Source organism: Candidatus Enterococcus wittei (assembly GCF_002140175.1).
GTDB lineage: Bacteria > Bacillota > Bacilli > Lactobacillales > Enterococcaceae > Enterococcus_B > Enterococcus_B wittei.
Genome location: NZ_NGMO01000003.1, coordinates 54,941 through 77,753, shown reverse-complemented (window position 1 = coordinate 77,753; position 22,813 = coordinate 54,941). Strand labels below are relative to the sequence as shown.

Annotated in this window: 21 protein-coding genes; all 21 read left to right on the top strand. The window is 37.8% G+C overall.

All coding sequences use genetic code 11. The features are described from left to right. Positions 1–186 precede the first annotated feature (186 nt). The gene (secA, locus tag A5844_RS08315; protein ID WP_086284741.1) at positions 187–2,721 is read left to right on the top strand and encodes a preprotein translocase subunit SecA; all 2,535 of its coding nucleotides are present in this window, start codon (positions 187–189) and stop codon (positions 2,719–2,721) included. Between the two features lie 471 nt (positions 2,722–3,192). Further along, a protein-coding gene (prfB, locus tag A5844_RS08310; RefSeq protein WP_179190575.1) for a peptide chain release factor 2 occupies positions 3,193–4,291 on the top strand; the annotation gives its coding sequence in 2 pieces (ribosomal slippage) (positions 3,193–3,264 and positions 3,266–4,291; 1,098 coding nt in all). A gap of 106 nt (positions 4,292–4,397) precedes the next feature. Further along, complete coding sequence (ftsE, locus tag A5844_RS08305; RefSeq protein WP_086284739.1) at positions 4,398–5,084, top strand: cell division ATP-binding protein FtsE; 687 nt, start codon at positions 4,398–4,400, stop codon at positions 5,082–5,084. Further along, a complete protein-coding gene (gene ftsX / locus A5844_RS08300) occupies positions 5,077–5,961 on the top strand; it encodes a permease-like cell division protein FtsX (protein ID WP_306297851.1) in 885 nt (294 codons plus the stop codon). Before ftsE ends, ftsX begins: the two co-directional genes overlap by 8 nt. Positions 5,962–6,332: 371 nt before the next feature. Next, positions 6,333–7,781 (top strand): cardiolipin synthase, encoded by a 1,449-nt coding sequence (cls, locus tag A5844_RS08295; protein ID WP_086284737.1) that lies wholly within the window; start codon positions 6,333–6,335, stop codon positions 7,779–7,781. Between the two features lie 347 nt (positions 7,782–8,128). Continuing rightward, complete coding sequence (locus A5844_RS08290) at positions 8,129–8,983, top strand: phosphate ABC transporter substrate-binding protein PstS (RefSeq protein ID WP_086284736.1); 855 nt, start codon at positions 8,129–8,131, stop codon at positions 8,981–8,983. 115 nt (positions 8,984–9,098) lie between these two features. Then, a complete protein-coding gene (gene pstC, locus A5844_RS08285) occupies positions 9,099–10,019 on the top strand; it encodes a phosphate ABC transporter permease subunit PstC (protein WP_086284735.1) in 921 nt (306 codons plus the stop codon). After that, positions 10,019–10,903, top strand: a complete 885-nt coding sequence (gene pstA / locus A5844_RS08280) for a phosphate ABC transporter permease PstA (protein WP_086284734.1) — start codon at positions 10,019–10,021, stop codon at positions 10,901–10,903. The genes pstC and pstA overlap by 1 nt, the downstream gene beginning before the upstream one ends. A 14-nt stretch (positions 10,904–10,917) precedes the next feature. Then, on the top strand, positions 10,918–11,724 hold the full coding sequence (gene pstB, locus A5844_RS08275; protein WP_086284733.1) for a phosphate ABC transporter ATP-binding protein PstB: 807 nt from the start codon (positions 10,918–10,920) through the stop codon (positions 11,722–11,724). Positions 11,725–11,739: 15 nt separating this feature from the next. Then, the gene (gene pstB, locus A5844_RS08270; RefSeq protein WP_086284732.1) at positions 11,740–12,498 is read left to right on the top strand and encodes a phosphate ABC transporter ATP-binding protein PstB; all 759 of its coding nucleotides are present in this window, start codon (positions 11,740–11,742) and stop codon (positions 12,496–12,498) included. Positions 12,499–12,510: 12 nt separating this feature from the next. Beyond that, a complete protein-coding gene (gene phoU / locus A5844_RS08265; RefSeq protein ID WP_086284731.1) occupies positions 12,511–13,188 on the top strand; it encodes a phosphate signaling complex protein PhoU in 678 nt (225 codons plus the stop codon). A gap of 429 nt (positions 13,189–13,617) precedes the next feature. Further along, positions 13,618–15,189 (top strand): daptomycin-sensing surface protein LiaX, encoded by a 1,572-nt coding sequence (gene liaX, locus A5844_RS08260; RefSeq protein ID WP_086284730.1) that lies wholly within the window; start codon positions 13,618–13,620, stop codon positions 15,187–15,189. A gap of 140 nt (positions 15,190–15,329) precedes the next feature. After that, positions 15,330–15,635 (top strand): PspC domain-containing protein, encoded by a 306-nt coding sequence (locus tag A5844_RS08255; RefSeq protein WP_086284729.1) that lies wholly within the window; start codon positions 15,330–15,332, stop codon positions 15,633–15,635. After that, entirely contained in the window at positions 15,635–15,991 is a 357-nt protein-coding gene (locus A5844_RS08250; RefSeq protein WP_086284728.1) for a phage holin family protein, read from the top strand. Before A5844_RS08255 ends, A5844_RS08250 begins: the two co-directional genes overlap by 1 nt. Before the next feature lie 362 nt (positions 15,992–16,353). After that, on the top strand, positions 16,354–17,292 hold the full coding sequence (gene hprK / locus A5844_RS08245) for an HPr(Ser) kinase/phosphatase (protein ID WP_086284727.1): 939 nt from the start codon (positions 16,354–16,356) through the stop codon (positions 17,290–17,292). A gap of 14 nt (positions 17,293–17,306) precedes the next feature. Beyond that, positions 17,307–18,137, top strand: coding sequence for a prolipoprotein diacylglyceryl transferase (gene lgt, locus A5844_RS08240; RefSeq protein WP_086284726.1), 831 nt, complete (start codon positions 17,307–17,309; stop codon positions 18,135–18,137). Positions 18,138–18,181: 44 nt separating this feature from the next. Continuing rightward, on the top strand, positions 18,182–19,207 hold the full coding sequence (locus A5844_RS08235) for an NAD(P)H-dependent glycerol-3-phosphate dehydrogenase (protein ID WP_086284725.1): 1,026 nt from the start codon (positions 18,182–18,184) through the stop codon (positions 19,205–19,207). Between the two features lie 13 nt (positions 19,208–19,220). Then, positions 19,221–20,153, top strand: a complete 933-nt coding sequence (galU, locus tag A5844_RS08230; protein WP_086284724.1) for a UTP--glucose-1-phosphate uridylyltransferase GalU — start codon at positions 19,221–19,223, stop codon at positions 20,151–20,153. Between the two features lie 124 nt (positions 20,154–20,277). Next, a complete protein-coding gene (locus A5844_RS08225; RefSeq protein WP_086284723.1) occupies positions 20,278–20,718 on the top strand; it encodes a DUF948 domain-containing protein in 441 nt (146 codons plus the stop codon). Between the two features lie 2 nt (positions 20,719–20,720). Next, entirely contained in the window at positions 20,721–21,293 is a 573-nt protein-coding gene (locus tag A5844_RS08220; RefSeq protein ID WP_086284722.1) for a YtxH domain-containing protein, read from the top strand. A 270-nt stretch (positions 21,294–21,563) separates the two neighbouring features. After that, on the top strand, positions 21,564–22,813 hold a 1,250-nt coding region (locus tag A5844_RS08215; protein WP_086284721.1), incomplete at its 3' end, for an ISL3 family transposase.

Below are 22,813 nucleotides of genomic sequence, written 5' to 3'. Positions count from 1 at the left end.
TTGCAGTTTCCAGTATTGGAAGCTGCAAGTTCTTTTTTACCTTGTTTTATCCGAGATAAATATGAAATTATTATGAAGTTCTCATATTAATTGACTTAAGTTATTTCAATTATGGATAACTAATGATAAAATAGAAAATAGAATCTACATAGTATGGATTATATAAAAAAGGAGATTACACAGCGCATGGCCAATTTTATTCGTTCACTTATCGAAAATGATAAGAAAGAACTAAAACGTCTAGAAAGTATTGTTAAAATAATTGAATCTCATGCTGATGAAATGGCAGCATTAACAGATGAACAACTACAAGCAAAAACAAATGAATTTAAAGAAAGATATAAAAAAGGTGAAACTTTGGATCAATTACTGCCTGAAGCGTTTGCAGTGGTTCGTGAAGGAGCTAAACGTGTTTTAGGATTATATCCTTATCCTGTCCAATTAATGGGTGGGATCGTGCTTCATGATGGAAATATCCCTGAAATGCGCACAGGTGAAGGTAAAACTTTAACTGCTACTATGCCCGTTTATTTAAATGCTCTGACAGGTGAAGGTGTCCACGTAGTTACAGTCAATGAATACTTATCCACACGTGACTCTTCTGAAATGGGTGAATTATACAACTTTTTAGGATTAACAGTTGGTTTGAACCTCAATTCAAAATCATCCGATGAAAAACGTGAAGCATATAACTGTGATATCACGTACAGTACGAATAATGAATTAGGGTTTGATTATCTAAGAGATAATATGGTGGTTTACCGTCATCAAATGGTTCAACGACCATTGAATTATGCGATCGTCGACGAAGTTGACTCAATTTTGATTGATGAAGCAAGAACACCATTGATCATATCTGGCCAAGCAGAAAAATCAACAGCACTTTATACACGTGCAGATAATTTCGTTAAACGCTTGAAAGAAGAAGAAGATTATAAAATTGATGTCCAATCAAAAACAATCAGTTTAACCGAAGCTGGTATCGAAAAAGCGGAAGAAACATTTGGGCTAGACAACCTATATGATATTGAGAATTCTGCTTTGACGCATCATCTCGACCAAGCATTACGTGCTAATTACATCATGATCCTTGATATTGATTATGTTGTCCAAGAAGGGAAAGTGTTGATCGTTGATCAGTTCACTGGTCGGATCATGGACGGACGTCGTTATTCAGATGGCTTGCACCAAGCAATTGAAGCTAAAGAAGGCGTTGAGATCGAAGATGAAACAAAAACAATGGCTTCAATCACGTTCCAGAACTATTTCCGTATGTACAAAAAGCTTTCTGGTATGACCGGTACAGCCAAAACAGAAGAAGAAGAATTTAGAGAAATCTATAACATTCAAGTTATCCAAATTCCAACCAATCGTCCGATTATTCGTGATGATCGTCCTGATTTGCTTTATCCAACCTTAACAAGCAAATTCAATGCCGTAGTCCAAGACATTAAAGATCGTTACCGTAAAGGTCAACCGGTACTGGTGGGTACTGTCGCAGTCGAAACATCAGAATTGCTTTCAGATCTGTTGAATCGTGAGCGTATTCCTCATGAAGTCTTGAATGCGAAAAACCACTTTAAAGAAGCGGAGATCATTATGAATGCCGGTCAAAAGGGAGCAGTTACGATTGCTACCAATATGGCTGGTCGTGGGACTGATATCAAACTTGGATTAGGTGTGCGAGAATTAGGTGGTTTAGCTGTTATCGGAACAGAACGTCATGAATCAAGACGTATCGACAATCAGTTACGTGGACGTTCCGGTCGTCAAGGAGATCCTGGGATGTCACAGTTTTATCTTTCTTTAGAAGATGACTTGATGAAACGTTTTGGCTCAGAAAGAATCAAAGCTTTCTTGGAACGGATGAAAATCGGTGAAGAAGATGCGGTCATCCAAAGTAAGATGCTAACAAAACAAGTAGAATCTGCACAAAAACGTGTGGAAGGAAATAACTATGATACACGTAAAAATGTCTTGCAATACGATGATGTCATGCGTGAACAGCGTGAAGTAATCTATAAACAACGTCAAGATGTCATCATGGAAGAGTCTAGTTTGTCACAACCATTGATGAATATGGTCAAACGAACGATCAGTCGTGTAGTTGATGCTCATACTCAATTGGAAAAAGAAAATTGGAATCTTGAAGGAATCGTGGATTTTGCTGGTAGTACGTTGGTTCATGAAGATGAGATCTCACTTGCCGATCTCGACGGTAAGTCGCCAGAACAAATGAAAGACTACTTGTATGAAAAAGCGCAAGAAGTCTTCAATACTAAAGCTTCTCAATTGAATGGGAAAGAACAGTTACTTGAATTTGAAAAAGTCGTGATCTTGCGTGTCGTCGATTCCAAATGGACAGATCATATTGATGCGATGGACCAATTACGTCAATCAATCGGGTTACGGGCTTATGGACAAAATAATCCACTTGTCGAATATCAAACAGAAGGATATAAAATGTTTGAAGACATGGTGGGAGCGATTGAATACGAAGTAACAAGAATCTTTATGAAGGCAGAGATTCGTCAAAATGTCCAACGTGAACAAGTTTCTCAAGGGACACCGGTTCAACCGACAGAGGGTGATGCGAAAGATAACAGTCGTTTAAATGTTAAATCACAGCCGGTCAAAGTGAATAAAGTTGGACGAAATGATCCTTGCCCTTGTGGGAGTGGAAAAAAATACAAAAACTGCCATGGAAAAGGTGAAAACTAATCAATTAATAGATTAGAGCAGAGACATTGAATGCTCTAAAGTCGAACAGTGTAAGAGATACTATTTTTTGATAACAAGTCAACCATCCGAAAAGGCTAGTACTATTTTCGATTGGTCATATTGTGTGCTCCATGAGCAGTGAAACACGCACAACTTTAGATAAGCAGGGAATTCCAAAAATTGTTTTTTTGATTTTTGTGAGTTCCCTGCTTATTTCCGAGTAGTAATAAATGAAATGATTGAATCAAATGGGACGTACAAAAAAAGGAATGACTGATAAAAACAAGTGCCATACAAAAAAGAAGAAAGTAACCAGGTATTAAAGTTGCTTTTTAAGAAAGAAAACTTGACTTGATCAATAAGATTGTTTTCTCTAGCAATTGCCAAACTTGCCACCAGTTTTCCCTTTTTGTTCACTCCGTATTCTGATAGACTAAATGATGTAACATAGACAGAAAGAAGGACACAACGATGGAAATTTCTGAAATTCGCAATCTCCTGTCCGAAATGCAGGAAAAAGTCACAAGCTTTAGGAGGTCTCTTTGACTTAGATCAGCTGGAAGAAGATATTGCTGAAGCAGAAGCAAAAATGGCTGAACCAGGTTTTTGGGATAATAGTGAAGAAGCACAAAAAGTAATCAATGAAAACAATGCCAAAAAAGAAACATATGATCAATTCAATGAATTAGCTCATGAGCTGGAAGAATTAGATTTGATGGTTGAGATGCTTCAAGAAGAACCAGATCCACAGATGCAAGAAGAAGCACAGACACGTATGAATAAATTAAAAGAAGCAATGGCTACGTACGAATTAGCTATGTTATTAGATGGTCCGTATGATCGGAATCATGCGATTGTTGAGTTACATCCTGGCGCAGGTGGAACGGAATCACAAGACTGGGGAAGTATGTTATTAAGAATGTACACTCGTTGGGCAGAGCAACATGGGTATCAGGTAGAAATGTTAGATTATCAAGCAGGGGATGAAGCAGGGATTAAAAGTGTGACCTTGTTGATCAAAGGACACAATGCTTATGGTTATCTAAAATCAGAAAAAGGTGTTCATCGTTTAGTTAGAATCTCACCTTTTGACTCAGCTAAACGTCGTCATACCTCTTTTTGTTCTGTTGATGTGATGCCTGAGTTAGATGAAACGATAGATGTAGATATCAATCCAGATGATTTGAAGATCGACACATATCGTGCAAGTGGGGCTGGTGGACAGCATATCAACAAAACGGAATCTGCTGTACGAATCACCCACCTTCCAACAGGTACTGTAGTAGCTAGTCAAGCCCAACGTTCTCAACTTAAAAACCGAGAACAGGCAATGGGAATGTTGAAAGCGAAACTTTATCAATTAGAAGTAGAGAAAAAGGAACAAGAAGCTGCTGCTCTTCGAGGAGAACAAATGGAGATCGGCTGGGGCTCACAAATTCGGTCTTATGTATTCCATCCTTATTCAATGGTCAAGGACCATCGAACGAATGTCGAGACCGGAAATGTCCAAGCAGTGATGGATGGGGATTTAGATATGTTTATTGATGGGTATCTAAAAATGCATCTTTAATAAATGTTTCGTTGAGAATTGAAACAAAATTGTAAGGTTTCGCAAGGAAGTTGAAACATTCCCATGCTATAATGACTAAAGACTGAAAAGATATGGAGAGAACGCCATGATTGAAATGAAGGATGTAATGAAGAAGTACTCAAATGGTACTACAGCAATCCGAAATCTCTCGATTGTGATTGATCAAGGGGAATTTGTGTATGTGGTAGGTCCATCTGGGGCTGGTAAATCTACATTCATTAAACTGATGTATCGAGAAGAAAAAGCTTCAAAAGGAACATTGAATGTTGCAGGTCATGATTTAATGAAAATCAAAGATCGTGAAGTCCCTCTTTTACGACGTGAGATTGGTGTCGTATTCCAGGATTATAAACTGCTTCCACGGAAAACTGTATATGAAAATGTCGCTTATGCTATGCAGGTAATCGGCAGAAAACCTCGAGATATCAAAAAACGAGTGATGGAAGTGTTGGATCTGGTTGGCCTAAAACATAAGGTTCGCGTATTTCCTAGTGAATTATCCGGTGGGGAGCAACAACGTGTATCGATTGCTAGAGCCATCGTCAACACACCTAAAGTGTTGATTGCAGATGAACCTACAGGGAACTTAGATCCAGAAAACTCTTGGGAGATCATGAAATTATTAGATCGCATCAACGCTCAAGGGACAACAGTGGTAATGGCAACCCACAATAGTAATATCGTTAATACCATTCGTCATCGAGTGATTGCCATAGAGAATGGTCGGATTATTCGTGACCAAGCGGAAGGAGAATATGGATACGATGATTAGAACCTTTTTCCGCCATGTATTAGAAAGTATCAAAAGTTTAAAACGTAACGGCTGGATGACGATTGCGTCGGTCAGTGCAGTTACGATTACCCTGACTCTTGTGGGGGTATTTATGGGGATCATCTTGAATGCGACGAAACTCGCTGAAGATGTTGAAAACAATGTCGATGTGTCGGTTTTCGTTGATATAGGAACCAATGAGAAAGATATGAAAACATTAGAAAAAGAATTGAATGAATTGGATCATGTGAAGAACGTGTCCTTCTCAAGTAAAGATCAAGAATTGAAAAAGATCCAAGACGCTATGGGTGATTCTTGGAGTTTGTTTGAAGGAGATGGTAACCCACTTTATGATGTATATGTGGTTAGGGCTACTGCACCTTCACATACGAAAGAAGTATCTGAAGCAGCTGCTAAGCTAAAAAATGTGTTCCGATCAGATTATGGTGGGACATCTTCGGATCGAATTTTCCAAATTGCTGCTGCTGTACGGACTTGGGGATTAGCTGCTGCAGCGTTACTCTTATTTGTGGCAATGTTCTTAATCTCTAATACTATTCGTATCACGATCTTATCGCGTCAAAGAGAAATCCAGATCATGCGTTTAGTGGGTGCAAAAAATGGTTATATTCGTTGGCCATTCTTCTTAGAAGGCGGTTGGATCGGGTTGATTGGTTCAATCATTCCGATCTTGATCATGACTTTTGGTTATAGTGAGATTTTCCGAATGATCAATCCATCATTATTGCGTTCCCATTATTCTTTGATTCAACCAAATGAAATCATCTGGAAGATCAATCTCTTGATGGCAGGTATCGGTATCATTATTGGATCACTAGGTTCCATTATTTCAATGAGAAGATTCTTGAAATTTTAATCTTTATTCGTGAACATACAGGGTCAAAGGAGCGCAATTCCTTTATCTAGTGTTCATGGATAGAAATAAATCGTGGAACTATGGATGGACAGAAAGAAATCTTTCTGTTCATTTTTTTATTTTTGTAAGCTAGACTTTTCATGGTAAATCATAAGCTGAAATGTAAAAGTTTGGGTAAGTTCTCTATTTTATTATTTTTTAATAGTGGGATTAATAGGATAAGGTAAAAACAAATCAACTATTTTGAAGTTTAAAATATCTTTCTAGAAGTGTCGCTTTGCCTTGGTCAGAAAGAAAAATGTTACTTTTTCTTTACTTTAAAAAATAACTTCGCTATTCTTAAGAAGGTAGTCAAATGAAGAGGTGAAGCTATGGGTATTATTGTTGAAAATTTTTTTACAGTCATTTTGATTACGAACATATTACTGTCAATCATCATTGTCTTTCGTGAAAGAAAAGAAACGGCTCAGACATGGGCCTGGTTGTTAGTTTTGATGTTCATTCCAATCGTTGGCTTTATTCTCTACATTTTCTTTGGAAGAGGGATTTCAAAAGACAAGATTTTTGATTTGAAAATCCAAGGGAAAATCGGGAAAAATCTAGAAATTGAAGAAGACAAGCAAGCGTTGATGCGCGGCTTATATCCACATCCACCCACAGGTCAGGTGGATGTGAAGCAATTGATTTATATGTTGACCGTATTTGAAAGTACATTGTATACATCTAGAAATGATGTCCAACTATTTACAGATGGACGAGAAAAATTTGATGCGCTGATCGAAGATATCAAACAGGCGAAAGACCACATCCACTTGCAGTACTACATTTATCGAAGTGACATGTTAGGTTTGGAGGTCTGTGAAGCATTGACTGAAGCAGCACGTCGTGGGGTAAAAGTACGTGTGTTGCTAGATGCTTGGGGATCGACCCAAGTTTCTTCAAAGTTCTTTCATGAATTGAAGATAGCTGGAGGAGAAGTGGCCTTCTTTTTCCCGCTCTTTGTTCCTTATTTAAATCCAAGAATCAATTATCGTAATCACCGCAAGATTGTGGTGATTGATGGCCATATTGGCTATACAGGGGGCTTTAACGTTGGTAATGAATACCTAGGACTAGTGAAAAAATTTGGTTATTGGCGAGATAATCATCTGCGGATCTATGGTGAAGCAGTCTATGCTTTGCAAAATCGTTTTCTGATGGACTGGAATTCACAAAATGCTAGAGAAGTCAGCTATGAGCCTCGTTTCTTCCCTACGATGGAATCAACGGGAAGTATTGCCATGCAAATCGTCACTAGTGGACCAGACTCAGAACATGAACAGATCAAAATGACCTATCTTAAAATGATTTCTTTAGCTAAACGAGAGATCCTGATCCAAACACCTTATTATATACCTGATGAATCCATTCATGAGGCATTAAAACTGGCCTTGCTTTCGGGAGTAAAAGTTCATCTTCAAATACCGAATAAGCCGGATCATCCTTTAGTATATTGGGCAACTTATTCCTTTGCAGCGGAATTGATTCAATATGGGGCAATTATAGAAACATATGAAAATGGCTTTATCCATGCGAAAACAATGATCATCGATAGTGGCATCGTTTCGGTAGGATCAGCAAATATTGATGTGCGATCTTTTCGTTTAGATTTTGAAGTCAATGCACTGATTTATGATGAACGAATGGCAACACAAGTGAGAACTACGTTTTTTGATGATTCAAAAGTCTCAAAACAATTGACAAAGGAACTGTATGAACAACGTGGGATGCTTATTAAATTAAAAGAGGGCTTAGCTCGATTAGTCTCGCCACTTTTGTAAATGAAGTGACAAAAAAGGACATGAAACTGACTCATATGAATGAGCTGTTCACGTCCTTTTTTATCGGGGCCATTTCTGAAAAACGTTCGCCAGAAATGGAGAAAGCGTCTCGCAAGAGCGGAAATTAACTTTTGGGGTATTTCTTGTTTTTGGGGAAAGCAAGAAATAAGCTAATGTTTGCTTGTTAAAGAGACACATTTCAAAGACAGTATAGCATAGAAAAAAATAATGAGATAGTGTTTTTTATAATATTATTTATTTTTATGTTATTTAATAAAATCAATTCATTTTCAAGCTAGAATGAACATGTTAAAATGAATGTACTTTAGGATTGAAGGAGATTTCTAATGAAAAAAATTAGCTTATTTATCCCAATAATTGCTGTAATTATTCTGATGACTGGTTGTTCTAAATGGGTCGATCAAGGGGAATCAATCACAGCAGTTGGCTCATCAGCCCTACAACCTCTTGTTGAAACGGTGGCAGAGTCGTACCAGGCTCAAAATCCTGGCAAGTTTATCAACGTGCAAGGAGGCGGAAGTGGAACAGGTTTGTCTCAAGTACAATCAGGAGCTGTCGAAATCGGTAACTCAGACGTATTTGCAGAAGAAAAATCTGGTATCGATGCTGCAGCGCTCATTGATCATCGTGTGGCTGTAGTAGGAATAACGCCAATTGTGAATAAAGGCGTGGGTGTCAAAGATATTTCAATGGAAAACTTAAAGAAAATATTTACCGGAGAAATCACAAATTGGAACCAATTGGGTGGCAAAGACCAACGAATTGTCATTTTGAATCGCGCAGCAGGTAGCGGTACACGTGCAACCTTCGAAAGATGGGTGTTAGATGGTGAAACAGCGATACGTGCGCAAGAACAAGATTCTAGTGGTATGGTGCGACAAATTGTAGCAGACACACCTGGAGCCATCAGCTATGTGGCCTTTTCATATGTGACAGAAGACGTAGCGACATTGAACATCGACGGCGTAGAACCAACTGATGAAAATGTGACGACCAATGATTGGACGATTTGGGCTTATGAACATATGTATACAAAAAAAGAAACAGATCAATTAACGAAAGACTTCTTGGCTTACATGCTATCTGAAGATGTCCAAAAGAATATCGTTGGTGAACTAGGCTATATCCCTGTCTCAGACATGAAAGTAGAACGTGATTGGGAAGGCAACCTTGTAAATTAATCATCTTTACAAAAAATTTACAAACTTAGCATAAATTTTACATGTTATTAAAATCAAATTGATGTTCACTTAGTAGACTGTATGAGTATGTTAAATGACTAGGGAGGAATCATCTGTGGAAGATGTAAAAAAAATATTATTAACAAAATCCAAGCGCTCGAAAATGGAACAACGCGGAAAGTTTATTAGCTTTTTGTGTATTGCATTGATCGTAGTGGTTGTTTTAGCCATTTTTTATTTTGTTGCCAGCAAAGGACTTGCTACATTCTTTGTAGATAAAATCAATGTGTTTGATTTCTTATTTGGAACAACTTGGAATCCAAGTGCGGTAGGTCCTGACGGGAAACCAATGGTAGGAGCTTTACCAATGATCGCAGGTTCTTTTATTGTAACGTTCTTATCCGCAATTATTGCCACGCCTTTTGCCATTGGGGCAGCGGTCTTTATGACAGAAATTTCTCCAAAAAATGGAACGAAGGTGTTACAACCTGTCATTGAACTTCTTGTAGGAATTCCATCTGTCGTTTATGGATTTATCGGTTTATCAGTGATCGTACCATTTATTCGTAATATTTTCGGTGGTACTGGATTCGGGATCTTGGCCGGAACATTTGTCCTTTTCGTCATGATCTTACCAACGGTGACGACTATGACCGTGGATGCTTTAAAAGCTGTGCCAAGACATTATCGTGAAGCATCTCTAGCATTAGGTGCAACGAGATGGCAAACAATTTATAAAGTCGTTTTACGAGCAGCTGTACCTGGTATCTTGACTGCGATCGTTTTTGGTATGGCTCGTGCATTTGGTGAAGCATTAGCGATTCAAATGGTTATAGGGAATGCCGCATTGATGCCAACTAGTCTTACAACACCAGCTTCTACTTTAACTTCTATCTTGACCATGGGTATCGGAAATACGATCATGGGAACTGTTGAGAATAATGTTCTTTGGTCATTAGCATTGATCCTGTTATTCATGTCATTATTCTTTAACATCGTTATTCGGATGATTGGTAAGAAAGGAGAACTGAAATAATGAATGCAAAACGTTCCGATAAAGTGGCAACGGGTGTCCTGTACACCATCTCAGGAGTTATCGTTTTGATATTAGCAGCTTTACTGCTGTATATTCTTGTTCGAGGAATCCCTCACATCTCTTGGTCATTCTTGACAGAGCCTTCAAAAGCCTATCAAGAAGGCGGTGGGATTGGGATCCAACTGTTTAACTCAATTTATTTATTGATCATCACCATGATTATTAGTTTTCCACTTTCACTTGGTGCTGGGATCTATTTATCTGAATATGCTGGTAAAAACTGGTTGACTGATGTTATTCGGACATCAATTGAGATCCTTAGTTCTTTACCATCTGTTGTCGTCGGTCTATTTGGTTTCTTGGTATTTGTTATCCAGTTCCAATATGGATTCTCGATTATTTCAGGTGCTTTAGCGTTGACTGTGTTTAATTTGCCACTACTAACACGCACAGTTGAAGAATCTTTACAAGCTGTTCACTATACACAACGTGAAGCAGGTCTAGCGTTAGGATTATCACGTTGGGAAACGGTCTTGCGTGTGGTGGTACCAGAAGCCACTCCAGGTATCTTAACCGGTGTGATCTTAAGTTCAGGTCGTATCTTTGGGGAAGCAGCTGCATTGATCTATACAGCTGGTCAAAGTGCACCAGCTCTTGACTTTTCGAACTGGAACCCATTAAGTGTTTCTAGTCCTATCAGTATTTTCCGACAAGCTGAAACACTGGCTGTCCATATTTGGAAAATCAATACAGAAGGAACGATGCCAGATGGTGTATCCGTTTCAGCAGGAGCTTCTGCTGTGTTGATCATTGCAGTGTTGCTATTCAATTTTGGCGCGCGTGCTCTTGGAAAACGCCTGCACCGTAAAATGACTTCAGCCTAAGGAGAAGATGTGAAATGAAAGAATATAATTTGAATGAAACCAACATCATCACCATGGGTCAAGAAAAAGATGTTGCGTTATATACAGATGATCTACATGTTTGGTATGGAGACAACGAAGCTATCAAAGGTGTCGATCTGGAATTTGAAAAAAATAAAATTACGGCTTTGATTGGACCTTCTGGTTGTGGGAAGTCCACTTATCTACGTTCGTTGAATCGGATGAATGACGGGATTGCCAATACCAAAATCACTGGAAAAATCATGTATAAAGACGTAGATGTCAATGCTCCGCAAATCGATGTATACGAAATGCGTAAAAGGATCGGCATGGTTTTTCAACGCCCAAATCCATTTAGTAAATCAATCTATGACAATATTACATTTGCCTTGAAGCAACATGGTGAAAAAGATAAACATAAATTAGATGAAATCGTAGAAACAAGCTTGAAACAAGCAGCTCTTTGGGATCAAGTGAAAGATAGCTTGAATAAGAGCGCCTTAGCGTTGTCTGGCGGACAGCAACAACGGTTGTGTATTGCACGAGCGATTGCCATGAAACCAGATATCTTACTACTTGATGAACCAGCAAGTGCATTAGATCCAATATCTACAGGGACAGTGGAAGAAACACTGGTTAATCTAAAAGAAGATTATACGATCATCATTGTGACACATAACATGCAGCAAGCTGCCCGTATCAGTGATTACACCGCCTTCTTCTACTTAGGAAATGTGATCGAGTATGATAAAACGAATAAGATATTTACTAGACCAAAAATCCAGGCGACGGAAGACTACGTATCCGGTCATTTTGGTTAAGACGGAGGCCACGCTATGACAAAAGAAATTATCTCATCAAAAGATCTTCATCTCTATTATGGGGAAAAAGAAGCACTGAAAGGGATTGATTTGAGCTTTAATAAAGGGGAAATCACGGCAATGATTGGTCCATCGGGTTGTGGGAAATCAACTTATTTACGCTCATTGAATCGAATGAATGATTTGATCCCTGGAGTGACGATTACAGGTAGTGTTGTTTATAAAGGAAAAGATATTTACGGACCAAAAACAGATATTGTCGATTTACGTAAAGAAATCGGCATGGTCTTCCAACAACCAAATCCATTTCCATTCTCGATTTATGAAAATGTCATTTATGGATTAAGACTTAAAGGTGAAAAAGATAAACGTGTGCTGGACCAAGTTGTGGAAGAAAGTCTAAAGGCTGCTTCTGTTTGGGACGATGTGAAAGATAAATTGCATAAGAGTGCACTGTCTTTATCTGGTGGACAACAACAACGGGTTTGTATTGCTCGGGTATTAGCAGTAAATCCAGAGATCATCTTATTAGATGAACCAACGAGTGCATTAGATCCAGTTTCTACTGGGAAAATCGAGAGTATGCTGTTAGAATTGCGTGAGCGATATACAATGATCATCGTGACCCACAACATGTCTCAAGCATCACGTATTTCAGATAAGACGGCTTTCTTCTTAGATGGTAATTTGATCGAATTTGATAAAACAAAAAAGATTTTCATGAATCCAGAGAAAAAAGAAACCGAAGATTATATATCAGGACGATTTGGATAAGGAGGAAATGTAATGTTACGAACGCAATTTGAAGAAGAGTTACTTAACCTTCATAATCAATTTTATGAGATGGGGATGATGGTAAGTAATGCCGTGCATAAATCTGTTCGCTCATATACCAAGCATGACAAAACACTTGCGACAGAAGTGATTGAAAATGATATTAAAATCAATGACATGGAGACACGTTTAGAGAAAAAAAGTTTTGAAATGATTGCTTTACAACAACCTGTTACTACAGATCTACGAACAATCATTACGGTCATGAAAGCAAGTTCCGATTTGGAGCGTATGGCTGATCATGCAGTTTCTATTGCAAAATCAACGATCCGTCTCAAAGGAGAAACGAGAATTCCAGAAATAGAAAAAGAGATCTCGGACATGTCTGATTATGTGAAGAAAATGGTGGATAATGTATTGGTTGCTTACGTGAAAACAGATGAAAAAGATGCGCGGACGATTGCAAATATGGATCAACGAGTCAATGACTATTTCCACCGCATCTATGAAACAACGATCAAAAATATGCAATCAAATCCAGAAACGGTCATTAGTGGGACTGACTATGTGAATGTGGCCAGCTATCTAGAACGAATTGGTGATTATGTCACAAATATTTGTGAATGGATCGTCTACTTAGCAACTGGTAAAATTACAGAATTGAATTCTCATCATGATGAAATGTTTTAAAATAGAAATAGAGCACAATTGCTAATATGTAGGAGAAAAAAACTGGGACGTTTGTCAAATCGACTGATGTCTCAGTTTTTTTTAGAAGAATGTAAGGGTATCAATAGGAGAAAACTGAGTAAAAGGGGAAAACAGTTGACTCAATTCTAGAAGTTTTTTTGATGCTTTCATCCGTTATTTAAAGATAGCGATGAGAGGAACACTTTGTTTTTACAAGTTAAGTAAAAGAACTGGTGTAAGTAAATAGAATGTTTCCATCTATGATTTACTTGTTGAAACTTTCTGTATTTTCTTATGCTTGATTCGAAAGATCAACGCGAGAATGAGAAAAAGTTACTACTTAAGTCCTATGACTTTTTTTGTAAATCGGTGCATAATATGGATGTAAGGAAAAGCATGCAAATAATTTTGCTTAAGGAGGCAATTTCCATGAAAGAAAGAGAACGTATTTTAGAATTAGTAAAAAAAGGAATCCTTTCAACTGAAGAAGGTTTAGACTTATTGGAAAGTATGGCTACTGAAAAAGATGAAAAACAAATTGCAAAAGACGCGGATCGAGTAAATGCCAGTCGCAGAGAACAAGATGAAGCAAGTCGCTTGGTTGATGGATTTGAAAATGGCACAAAGGAATCAACTTCTGTAAAAGAAGATCCAAAACAAAAAGAAAAAGAAGATCAAGAAAACTTAGAGAAAATTTTAGATGAATTAGCAACGAATGCGAATAAGGCATCTGCCCATTTAGATGAGGTCAATGAAAAATTAGCTGAAAATGAAGCAGCATACAATAACAAACAGGAAATATTGATGCAGCTTAATACGAAAGAAGAACTTGATCAACTAACAGACGAAGAATTAACACAACGTCAAACATTAGAAAACGAAGTCAAAGAATTAGAAGTAACAGGTGATGCTTTGAGAGAAGAAAAGCTAAGACTTGAAGTAGAACTAAAAGATATTCGTAAAAATCAATGGGCTGAAAAGAAAGGTACACTTGCTGAAAAATTTGAATTACCAGAAGATTGGAAAGAACAAGCCAATGATACTTTGAATCAAGTTGGAGAAAAAATGTCAGAAGCAGGTTCACAATTAGGTAAATTCTTGAAGCAAACATTCCAAAGTGTATCCGAAACGGTGAATGACAATATGGAATGGAAAGATGTCAATTTACGTGTTCCAGGTATTGCGACCACAAAATTCGAACATGAATTTTATTATAAAGCACCTGCAGGAAGCATCCTTGATATCAAAGCAGCTAATGGAAATGTCACGTTGAAGACATGGGATAGCGAAGATGTGAAAGTAGAAGCCAAAATCAAACTATACGGCAAAATGGGATCAGAACCATTTGAAGCTTTTTCAGAACGTAGCCAAATCGAAGTGAATGATGAACATATTTCATTCCAAATCCCTAATAAACGCATACGTGCGGATTTAGTTTTCTATTTACCTCAAAGAACATACGATCATACAGCAATCAAGTTATTAAATGGGAATATCGTGATTGAAGAATTAGATGGAAAAGATATCTATGCTAAATCCACGAATGGCAATATTACTGTGGATCATCTAACTGCTACCATGCTTGAAATCGAAGGAGTCAATGGGAATATCGAAGTGCAAAATGGAGATATTTTAGATTCGATCATTGAAACAGTCAATGGAACAGTTACATTCGGTGCTACACCAGAAAATCTTTCTATCTCACTAGTCAATGGCGATGTACGACTAACAGTAAGAGAAGATCGATTGAAAAAAATTGAAGCAAGTTCTGTGAATGGAAATGTCAAAGTGGCTTTACCAACAACTCTTGGTGTAGAAGGTCATGCAAAGACTAGTCTAGGTAGTATTAACAGTCGCATGACAGATTACGAGATCATTCGGGAAAAAAAAGAACGGACCAATCAAATGTTGCAGTTCCGTCGAGTTTCCGAAAAAGAAATGGCAAAAATACAACTTTCAACGACAACCGGAAGTATCTATTTAAAAGACACAGACAAGTAATACCTTTTCGCTTTGAAGTGAAGATCTTTACTTCATACTCAGGTACGGGTAAAGATCGTTCACTTAAAGCTTAGAAATGAAAAAGTAGAATTGTCATCAGAACTTTCTTCCATTAAAATGATAGAACAGAGGTGAAAATAATGAGAAAAAAATTGACGAAATCTAACAAGAATATTGTTTTGACAGGTACTTTGGCGGGTATTGCCGAGTATATCGGAATTGATCCAACAGTGGTACGTGTCATTTATGTCTTCTTAAGTTTAGTAGCATTTGGTAGCCCAATCATTTTGTATATCTTATTAGCTTTGATTATTCCATCAGCAAAGAATACACAAAGACGGTATGGACATGACAATGATTATTACCAAAAAAATAATTATCGTGAACCATCAAGTAAACGAAAAGAGGCGGAGAAAGTCAACGATGATGAATGGAGTGACTTCTAATGTCATACTTTCAGCGAATTATTGTAACAACGTTGACATTCATCTCCCTGGCGGTCATCTTTCCTAATATGATTTATATTGATAGCATTTGGACAGCCGTAGTTGCTAGTTTTGTCCTTTCTATCTTAAATGTACTGATCAAGCCAGTCATTATGTTCTTTTCTATTCCGTTCACGCTACTTACTTTTGGTTTATTTACGTTTGTGATCAATGCACTGATGTTGAAAATGACTTCATTTTTTGTCGGTGCAACCAATTTCAGTTTCTCTTCTTTTGGTGCAGCATTGATTGCGGCAATCGTGATGTCCTTAGTAAATGTCATTGTAAGTGGACATAACAGCAGTAAGAAACGATGAGAAAATGGATAAATGCAATCCATAAACAAACAAAAGAGGCTGGGGCAGAAGTATTTAACTCCGAGAAATAAGAAGAAATTCACGAAATTGCTTTTCAAGTTATTGTGAATTTCAGTCTATTTTCGAAGGAGTTACTTCTGCTTTCGCTGTTGATGTGTATTTAGAGTGTGAAACAAAAGTAAATAACACTTTTGTTCCATACTTTTTTTATTTTGTGCGTTTAAAACAGCGTTTTCTTTGAGGGGGACACTAAAAAATATAAATAAAATGATGAATGAAGCCTGTTTTTTTTATTGGTAGTACTTTTAGCCTGAGAATGCTAAAATGAAAGAGAACAGTCTAATAGAAATGAGGTAGCACAAATGGCAGAAGTGGTAAAAGTGAGCCAATTAGTAGAAAAATTATCATTAGAAATCGTCACGGGCGATGAAGAAAGTTTGAATCGTGTCATCGTAACAGGTGATATCTCAAGACCAGGTCTAGAATTGACTGGTTATTTTAATTACTATTCCCATGATCGTCTTCAGTTATTTGGGAGTAAAGAAATAAGCTTTGCAGAACGGATGATTCCCGAAGAACGATTAATGATCATGCGTCGGTTATGTAGTGAAGATATGCCTGCATTTATTATTTCTAGAGGATTAGCAGCACCCGAAGAGATGATCCAAGCAGCAAATGAATATGGTATGGCTGTTTTACGCTCACCAATTTCGACTTCACGGTTATTGGGAGAATTATCCAGTTATCTTGATGGTCGCTTAGCTCCAAGGACAAGTGTCCATGGAGTATTAGTTGATGTTTATGGATTGGGCGTACTGATCCAGGGAGATAGCGGTATTGGTAAAAGTGAAACTGCCTTAGAGCTGATTAAAAGAGGTCATCGATTGATTGCGGATGATCGTGTCGATGTCTATCAACAAGACGAATTGACAGTTATTGGTGAGCCACCAAAAATCTTGGAACATTTGATTGAGATCCGAGGTATTGGAATTATTGACGTAATGAATCTATTCGGAGCTAGTGCGGTCAGAGGATCGATGCAAGTCCAATTGGCGGTCTATTTAGAAGCATGGGCCAAAGATAAAAAGTACGATCGTTTAGGTTCTGAAGATACTTCTGTAGAGATTGCAGAAGTGGGCATTCCGCAAATCAAGATCCCAGTTAAAACTGGTCGAAACGTTGCGATCATCATCGAAGTAGCGGCGATGAATTTCCGTGCCAAAACGATGGGCTTTGATGCGACGAAAACATTTGAAGAACGATTAAGCCGACTGATTGAAGAAAATTCAGCAGGTCAATAACAAGGAGTGGAAGTATGGTTGCACAAGTCAATCGGGTCGCATTTGACCTTTTAGGGATACCTATCTATTGGTATGCATTGATCATCGTTTCTGGGATTGTCATTGCTATGTGGCTAAGTAGTCGAGAAGCTGTGAGAGTAGGCTTAAGAGCAGACGATGTCACTGATTTTATGTTGTGGGGGCTACCAATTTCAATTATCGGTGCACGCTTATATTATATCTTATTTGACCTACCTCAATATTTAGAAGATCCTATCCAAATATTTAATATCCGTTCTGGTGGTTTAGCTATTTATGGCGGATTGATTGCTGGAGCAATCACGCTTTATTTTTATACAAAGTATCACTTCATTGATTTATGGACATTTCTAGACATTGCCGCACCAAGCGTTTTATTAGCGCAAGCGATCGGCCGATGGGGAAATTTTATGAATCATGAAGCTTATGGTCCGGATACCACTAGAACTTTTTTGGAAAATCTACATTTACCTCAATTTATTATTGATAATATGTATATTGATGGGATCTATCGGCAACCAACGTTTCTTTATGAGTCTCTTTGGAGCTTAGTAGGTGTTATATTAATTTTGTTTTTACGAAAGAAACCACATTTTTTGAAAAAAGGGGAAATCACCCTTAGTTACTTGATATGGTATAGCTTTGGACGTTTCTTCATTGAAGGATTAAGAACGGACAGCTTGTATCTTTTCAATACAATCCGCGTTTCTCAGTTATTATCGGTTGTTTTATTTATTGGTTCAATTGTATTATTTATTTGGCGAAGAAAAAAAGGTGATTTACCGGATTATGACCGGAGTCTAGGACAAAATCAACTTTTTCTTTGAGTTTCAAAAGCTAAAAAAATGAAAAATATGGCAGGAGTGGTAGAATGAAATATAGAGTAGCGGTTTTAGGGGCCGGTTCTTGGGGAACAGCTTTAGCACAAGTGCTGGCTGAGAATGGGCATGATGTTCGCATTTGGGGACACCGTGCGGATCAAATGACCGAAATCAATGAGCGACATACGAATAAACGCTACTTACCAGACCATCCATTACCAGAATCGATCATAGCTTTCACTGACATGGTAAAAGCGGTAGCAGAAACAGATGCAATTCTTGTCGTCGTACCAACGAAGGCTATTCGTTCGGTAGCACAAGAGCTGGTCGAGGTGTTACAAACTAAACCTGTGATCATCCATGCCAGTAAAGGATTAGAGCAGGGTACGCATAAGCGAATTTCTGAGATTTTAGCAGAAGAGATTCCACCAGAAAAAAGAAAAGGCATCGCTGTTTTATCTGGTCCAAGTCATGCGGAGGAAGTCGCACGTCACGATATCACAACGATCACAGCAGCAAGTACTGAAGCAGATGCCGCTAACTTTGTACAAATGCTATTTATGAATCATTATTTTCGTATTTATACCAATCCTGATGTGATCGGAGTAGAGATGGGGGCAGCGTTGAAAAACATCATTGCTATTGGAGCTGGTGCAATCCATGGACTGGGTTTTGGCGATGATGCAAAAGCTGCAATCATCACTAGAGGTCTAGCGGAAATCAGCCGTCTAGGTGTAGCAATGGGGGCTAATCCATTGACGTTTATTGGCTTGAGTGGTGTTGGAGATCTAATCGTGACCTGTACCAGTGTCCACTCTAGAAATTGGCGTGCCGGGAACTTACTAGGACAAGGACAGGAATTACATGAGATTTTGGAAAACATGGGCATGGTAGTGGAAGGTGTCCAAACAACAAAAGCTGCCCGAGAGTTGGCCCAAATGATGGATATTGAGATGCCGATTACTCAAACAATCTATGAAGTGCTTTATGAAGGAAAAGATATCAATAAAGCAGCAACAGAAATCATGTTGCGAGAGGGTAAGCCAGAAAATGAATTTAAATTAACATTTTTTTAAGGAGAGAGAAGAAATGAAAGTAAAGAAAGCAGTTATTCCAGCAGCAGGACTAGGTACAAGATTTTTACCAGCAACAAAAGCAATGGCAAAAGAAATGCTACCAATCGTAGATAAGCCAACTATTCAATTTATTGTAGAAGAAGCATTGAATTCAGGGATTGAAGATATCCTGATCGTAACAGGAAAAGCAAAACGACCAATTGAAGATCACTTCGACTCAAATATTGAATTAGAAACAAACCTAGGAGAAAAAGGAAAAACTGAGTTATTGAAATTAGTAGAAGAAACAACTGATGTCAATCTTCACTTTATTCGTCAATCTCACCCTAAAGGATTAGGACATGCAGTTTTACAAGCAAGAGCATTTATTGGAAATGAACCTTTTGTTGTCATGTTGGGCGATGATATCATGGAAGATGAGATTCCATTGACCCAACAATTGATCAATGATTATGAGCGCACACATGCTTCAACGATTGCAGTTATGCAAGTGCCTCATAAAGATACTTCTAAATATGGGATCATCAATCCAGGAGAAGAATTGGAAGAAGGACTTTTCAATGTAAAAGACTTTGTTGAAAAACCTGAACCAAGTAAAGCACCAAGTGATTTAGCAATTATTGGACGCTATCTACTCACACCAGAGATTTTTGATGTATTAGCTGAGCAAAAACCAGGTGCCGGAAACGAAATCCAATTAACAGATGCGATTGATACGTTGAATAAAACACAACGCGTATTTGCACGTAAATTTACCGGTCATCGTTATGATGTAGGAGATAAGTTTGGCTTTATGAAGACAAGTATTGAATATGGTCTGACACATCCTGAAGTTGGTGCACCATTAAAAGAATATATCATGGAACTGGGCAAGTCTTTAGCAGCAGATACGCCGTCTCCGGTCAATGAAGTAAAGGAACCAACAGAACCTAAAAACAAAAAGTAATGATTAAAAAAAGCTTCAGCTGCTCGTCAAACTACAAGTAGTTGAAGCTTTACTGTTTTATATTTGTTTAAAAAATGTGAAAATGCTATTCTAATAGAGAGTAGAGTAAAAAGGGGGCTTGACTATGACAGGTGGAGAAATAGCTGGTTTGATTGCCGCAGTGGCATTTGCCATACTCGTTGTTTTTATTGTACGTGTATTGTTGCAAGTGTCTAAGACATTAGAAAAAGTCGATCAAACAGTAGCTGAAGCAAATACGACGATTGAAGTGGTCACAAAAGATGTTGATCTTTTATCAAGGCAAGTGGAGGGGCTCTTAGTCAAGAGCAATGAACTGCTTTTAGATATCAACGGTAAAGTGGCAACCATCGATCCTTTATTTACAGCAGTCGCTGATTTAAGTGAAAGTGTTTCAGAATTAAATCATTCAAGTAAAAACATCGTGACGAAAGTCGGTGGTATCGGCAAAACAACCGCTAAAGCAACAGTAGTAGGTAAAGTTGGTGGTACTGCGATGAAGTTTTTCAAGCATAAAAAACAACCAGAAATGACAGGAGGAAATTAATTATGGCAAAAAAAGGTGGATTTTTACTAGGTGCAGTCATCGGCGGAACAGCAGCAGCAGTTGCAGCATTGTTACTTGCTCCAAAATCAGGTAAAGAATTAAGAGATGAATTAGCTTCACAAGCAGATGACTTTTTAGATATGGCATCAGATTATACGGATATGGCGAAAGAAAAATCAACAGCTTTATCAGAGATTGCCAAAGAAAAAGCACATGATCTATCTCAACAAGCAGGAGACTTAGCAGGTAACGTGAAACAAACAGTCAGCGATTCTGCAATGACAGCTGAAGATGAGTCGGAAGATATTCTTTTGAATCTAAAAGAACAATCAGCAGATTTATCAGACCGCTTCAAAAAATCAGCGGCAGATCTAGGAGAAACAGCAAAAGACACAAAAGAAGATCTGTTAGTTGATATGAAACATTCTGCAGATCGTGCAGGAAATACGATCAACGAAGGAATCGAAGAGGCAAAACCAGTAACAGCAGATGCAAAAATAATGGCTGATATGGCAAAAGCAGATGCCAAGGATGCCAAAGATGAATTAAAAGACACATTCAAAGAAAACAAATAATTTGAATTAAGAAAAATAACAAGGTTAAGGCTATATGCCTAACTTTTGAAAAAAGCCGAAGAATCTGAAAATAGCTATTTCTATTTTCGAGATCCTTCGGTTTTTTTAGAAGCTACTTTTTATAAAAAGGTTCTATAATATCTAGTGTTGGTGGAAAACAATTTTGTTTTCTACTAACACTATTTTTTTGTAAAAAAAGATAGAAAAAGAGATATCCAAATTGATAGAATTAAGTCGACTAAACCAAACTCATCAAGAAAGGATATCTCCATGGACTATCATACTAAAAAATTACTCGGTTTAACAGATGAAAATATCATTTTCCCTACAAATTGGCTTTCTGAAAAGAAAGAAGGAGGCATTACCTCCTACGTGATTCATGGACGCTTAGATTATACTCCCACTTGTTGTACAAAATGTGGGGTTAAAAATGAAGGACAAGTGATTAAATATGGGACCCACCAAACCACCATTCAATTACTACCGATCCATTCACGTAAAACAATCTTAAAACTTAAAAAAACTCGATTCCTATGTAAAGAGTGTGGCGCAACTTTCTCGGCTGAAACTTCTTTAGTCGATAGAAATTGTTCGATTTCTGTCGACTTGAAACGAAAAATCATGGCAGAATTAGCGACCAACTCCAGTAGAAAAGACATTGCCTTTCGATATTTCGTATCGGATGTAACGATTTTACGAATCATGAAAGCGGCTGTGAAGAACGTTAAAGTGCGTTTTGACTACTTGCCCTCCGTTCATTGCTTTGATGAATTTAAAGCAATGAAATCCTGTGTGGGTAAAATGAGTTTTATCTTCATGGATGGTCAAACGAATCAAATCCTTGGTCTTCTTGAAAGTCGTAAACTAGCTTATCTACGTACCTATTTCTCTCGCTATACCCGTCAAGCTAGAGAGAATGTCCAATATATCGTCATGGATATGAACGCTCCTTATTTTGAATTAGCGAAAAGTATTTTTCCCCAGGCACAAATTGTCACGGATCGTTTTCATATTATCCAACATATTCACCGGGCGTTGAACCATTTACGGATTCAAATCATGAACATTTATCGCAAGAACGATCGTCTGAAGTATAAACGATTTAAACGTTACTGGAAGTTATTCCTAAAGGATTCTTATCTATTAGATAGCTCACGCTATCGCTATGATTATTCCTTTAAGCGTCCGATGACTGAAAAAGCGATCGTCGATGAATTACTCAGCTATGATTCTACATTGAAGTTAGCTTATGACACTTGTCAACTCCTTCTCTATCACTATAAACAAAAAGAGACGAACGACTTTTTCGAAGTGGTGAATACCTTAGATACCCAGCTTCCTGAGTGGTTTCGTAAGAAACTCACTTTCTTAAATAAATACAGAAAAGGAATCAAAAATGCCTTCCAAACACCCTATAGTAATGGGGCATTGGAAGGGACAAACAATAAAATCAAGGTCATCAAACGAGTCGCTTATGGTTACCGTAATTTTCTCCATTTTCGTGACCGTATTTACTTGAT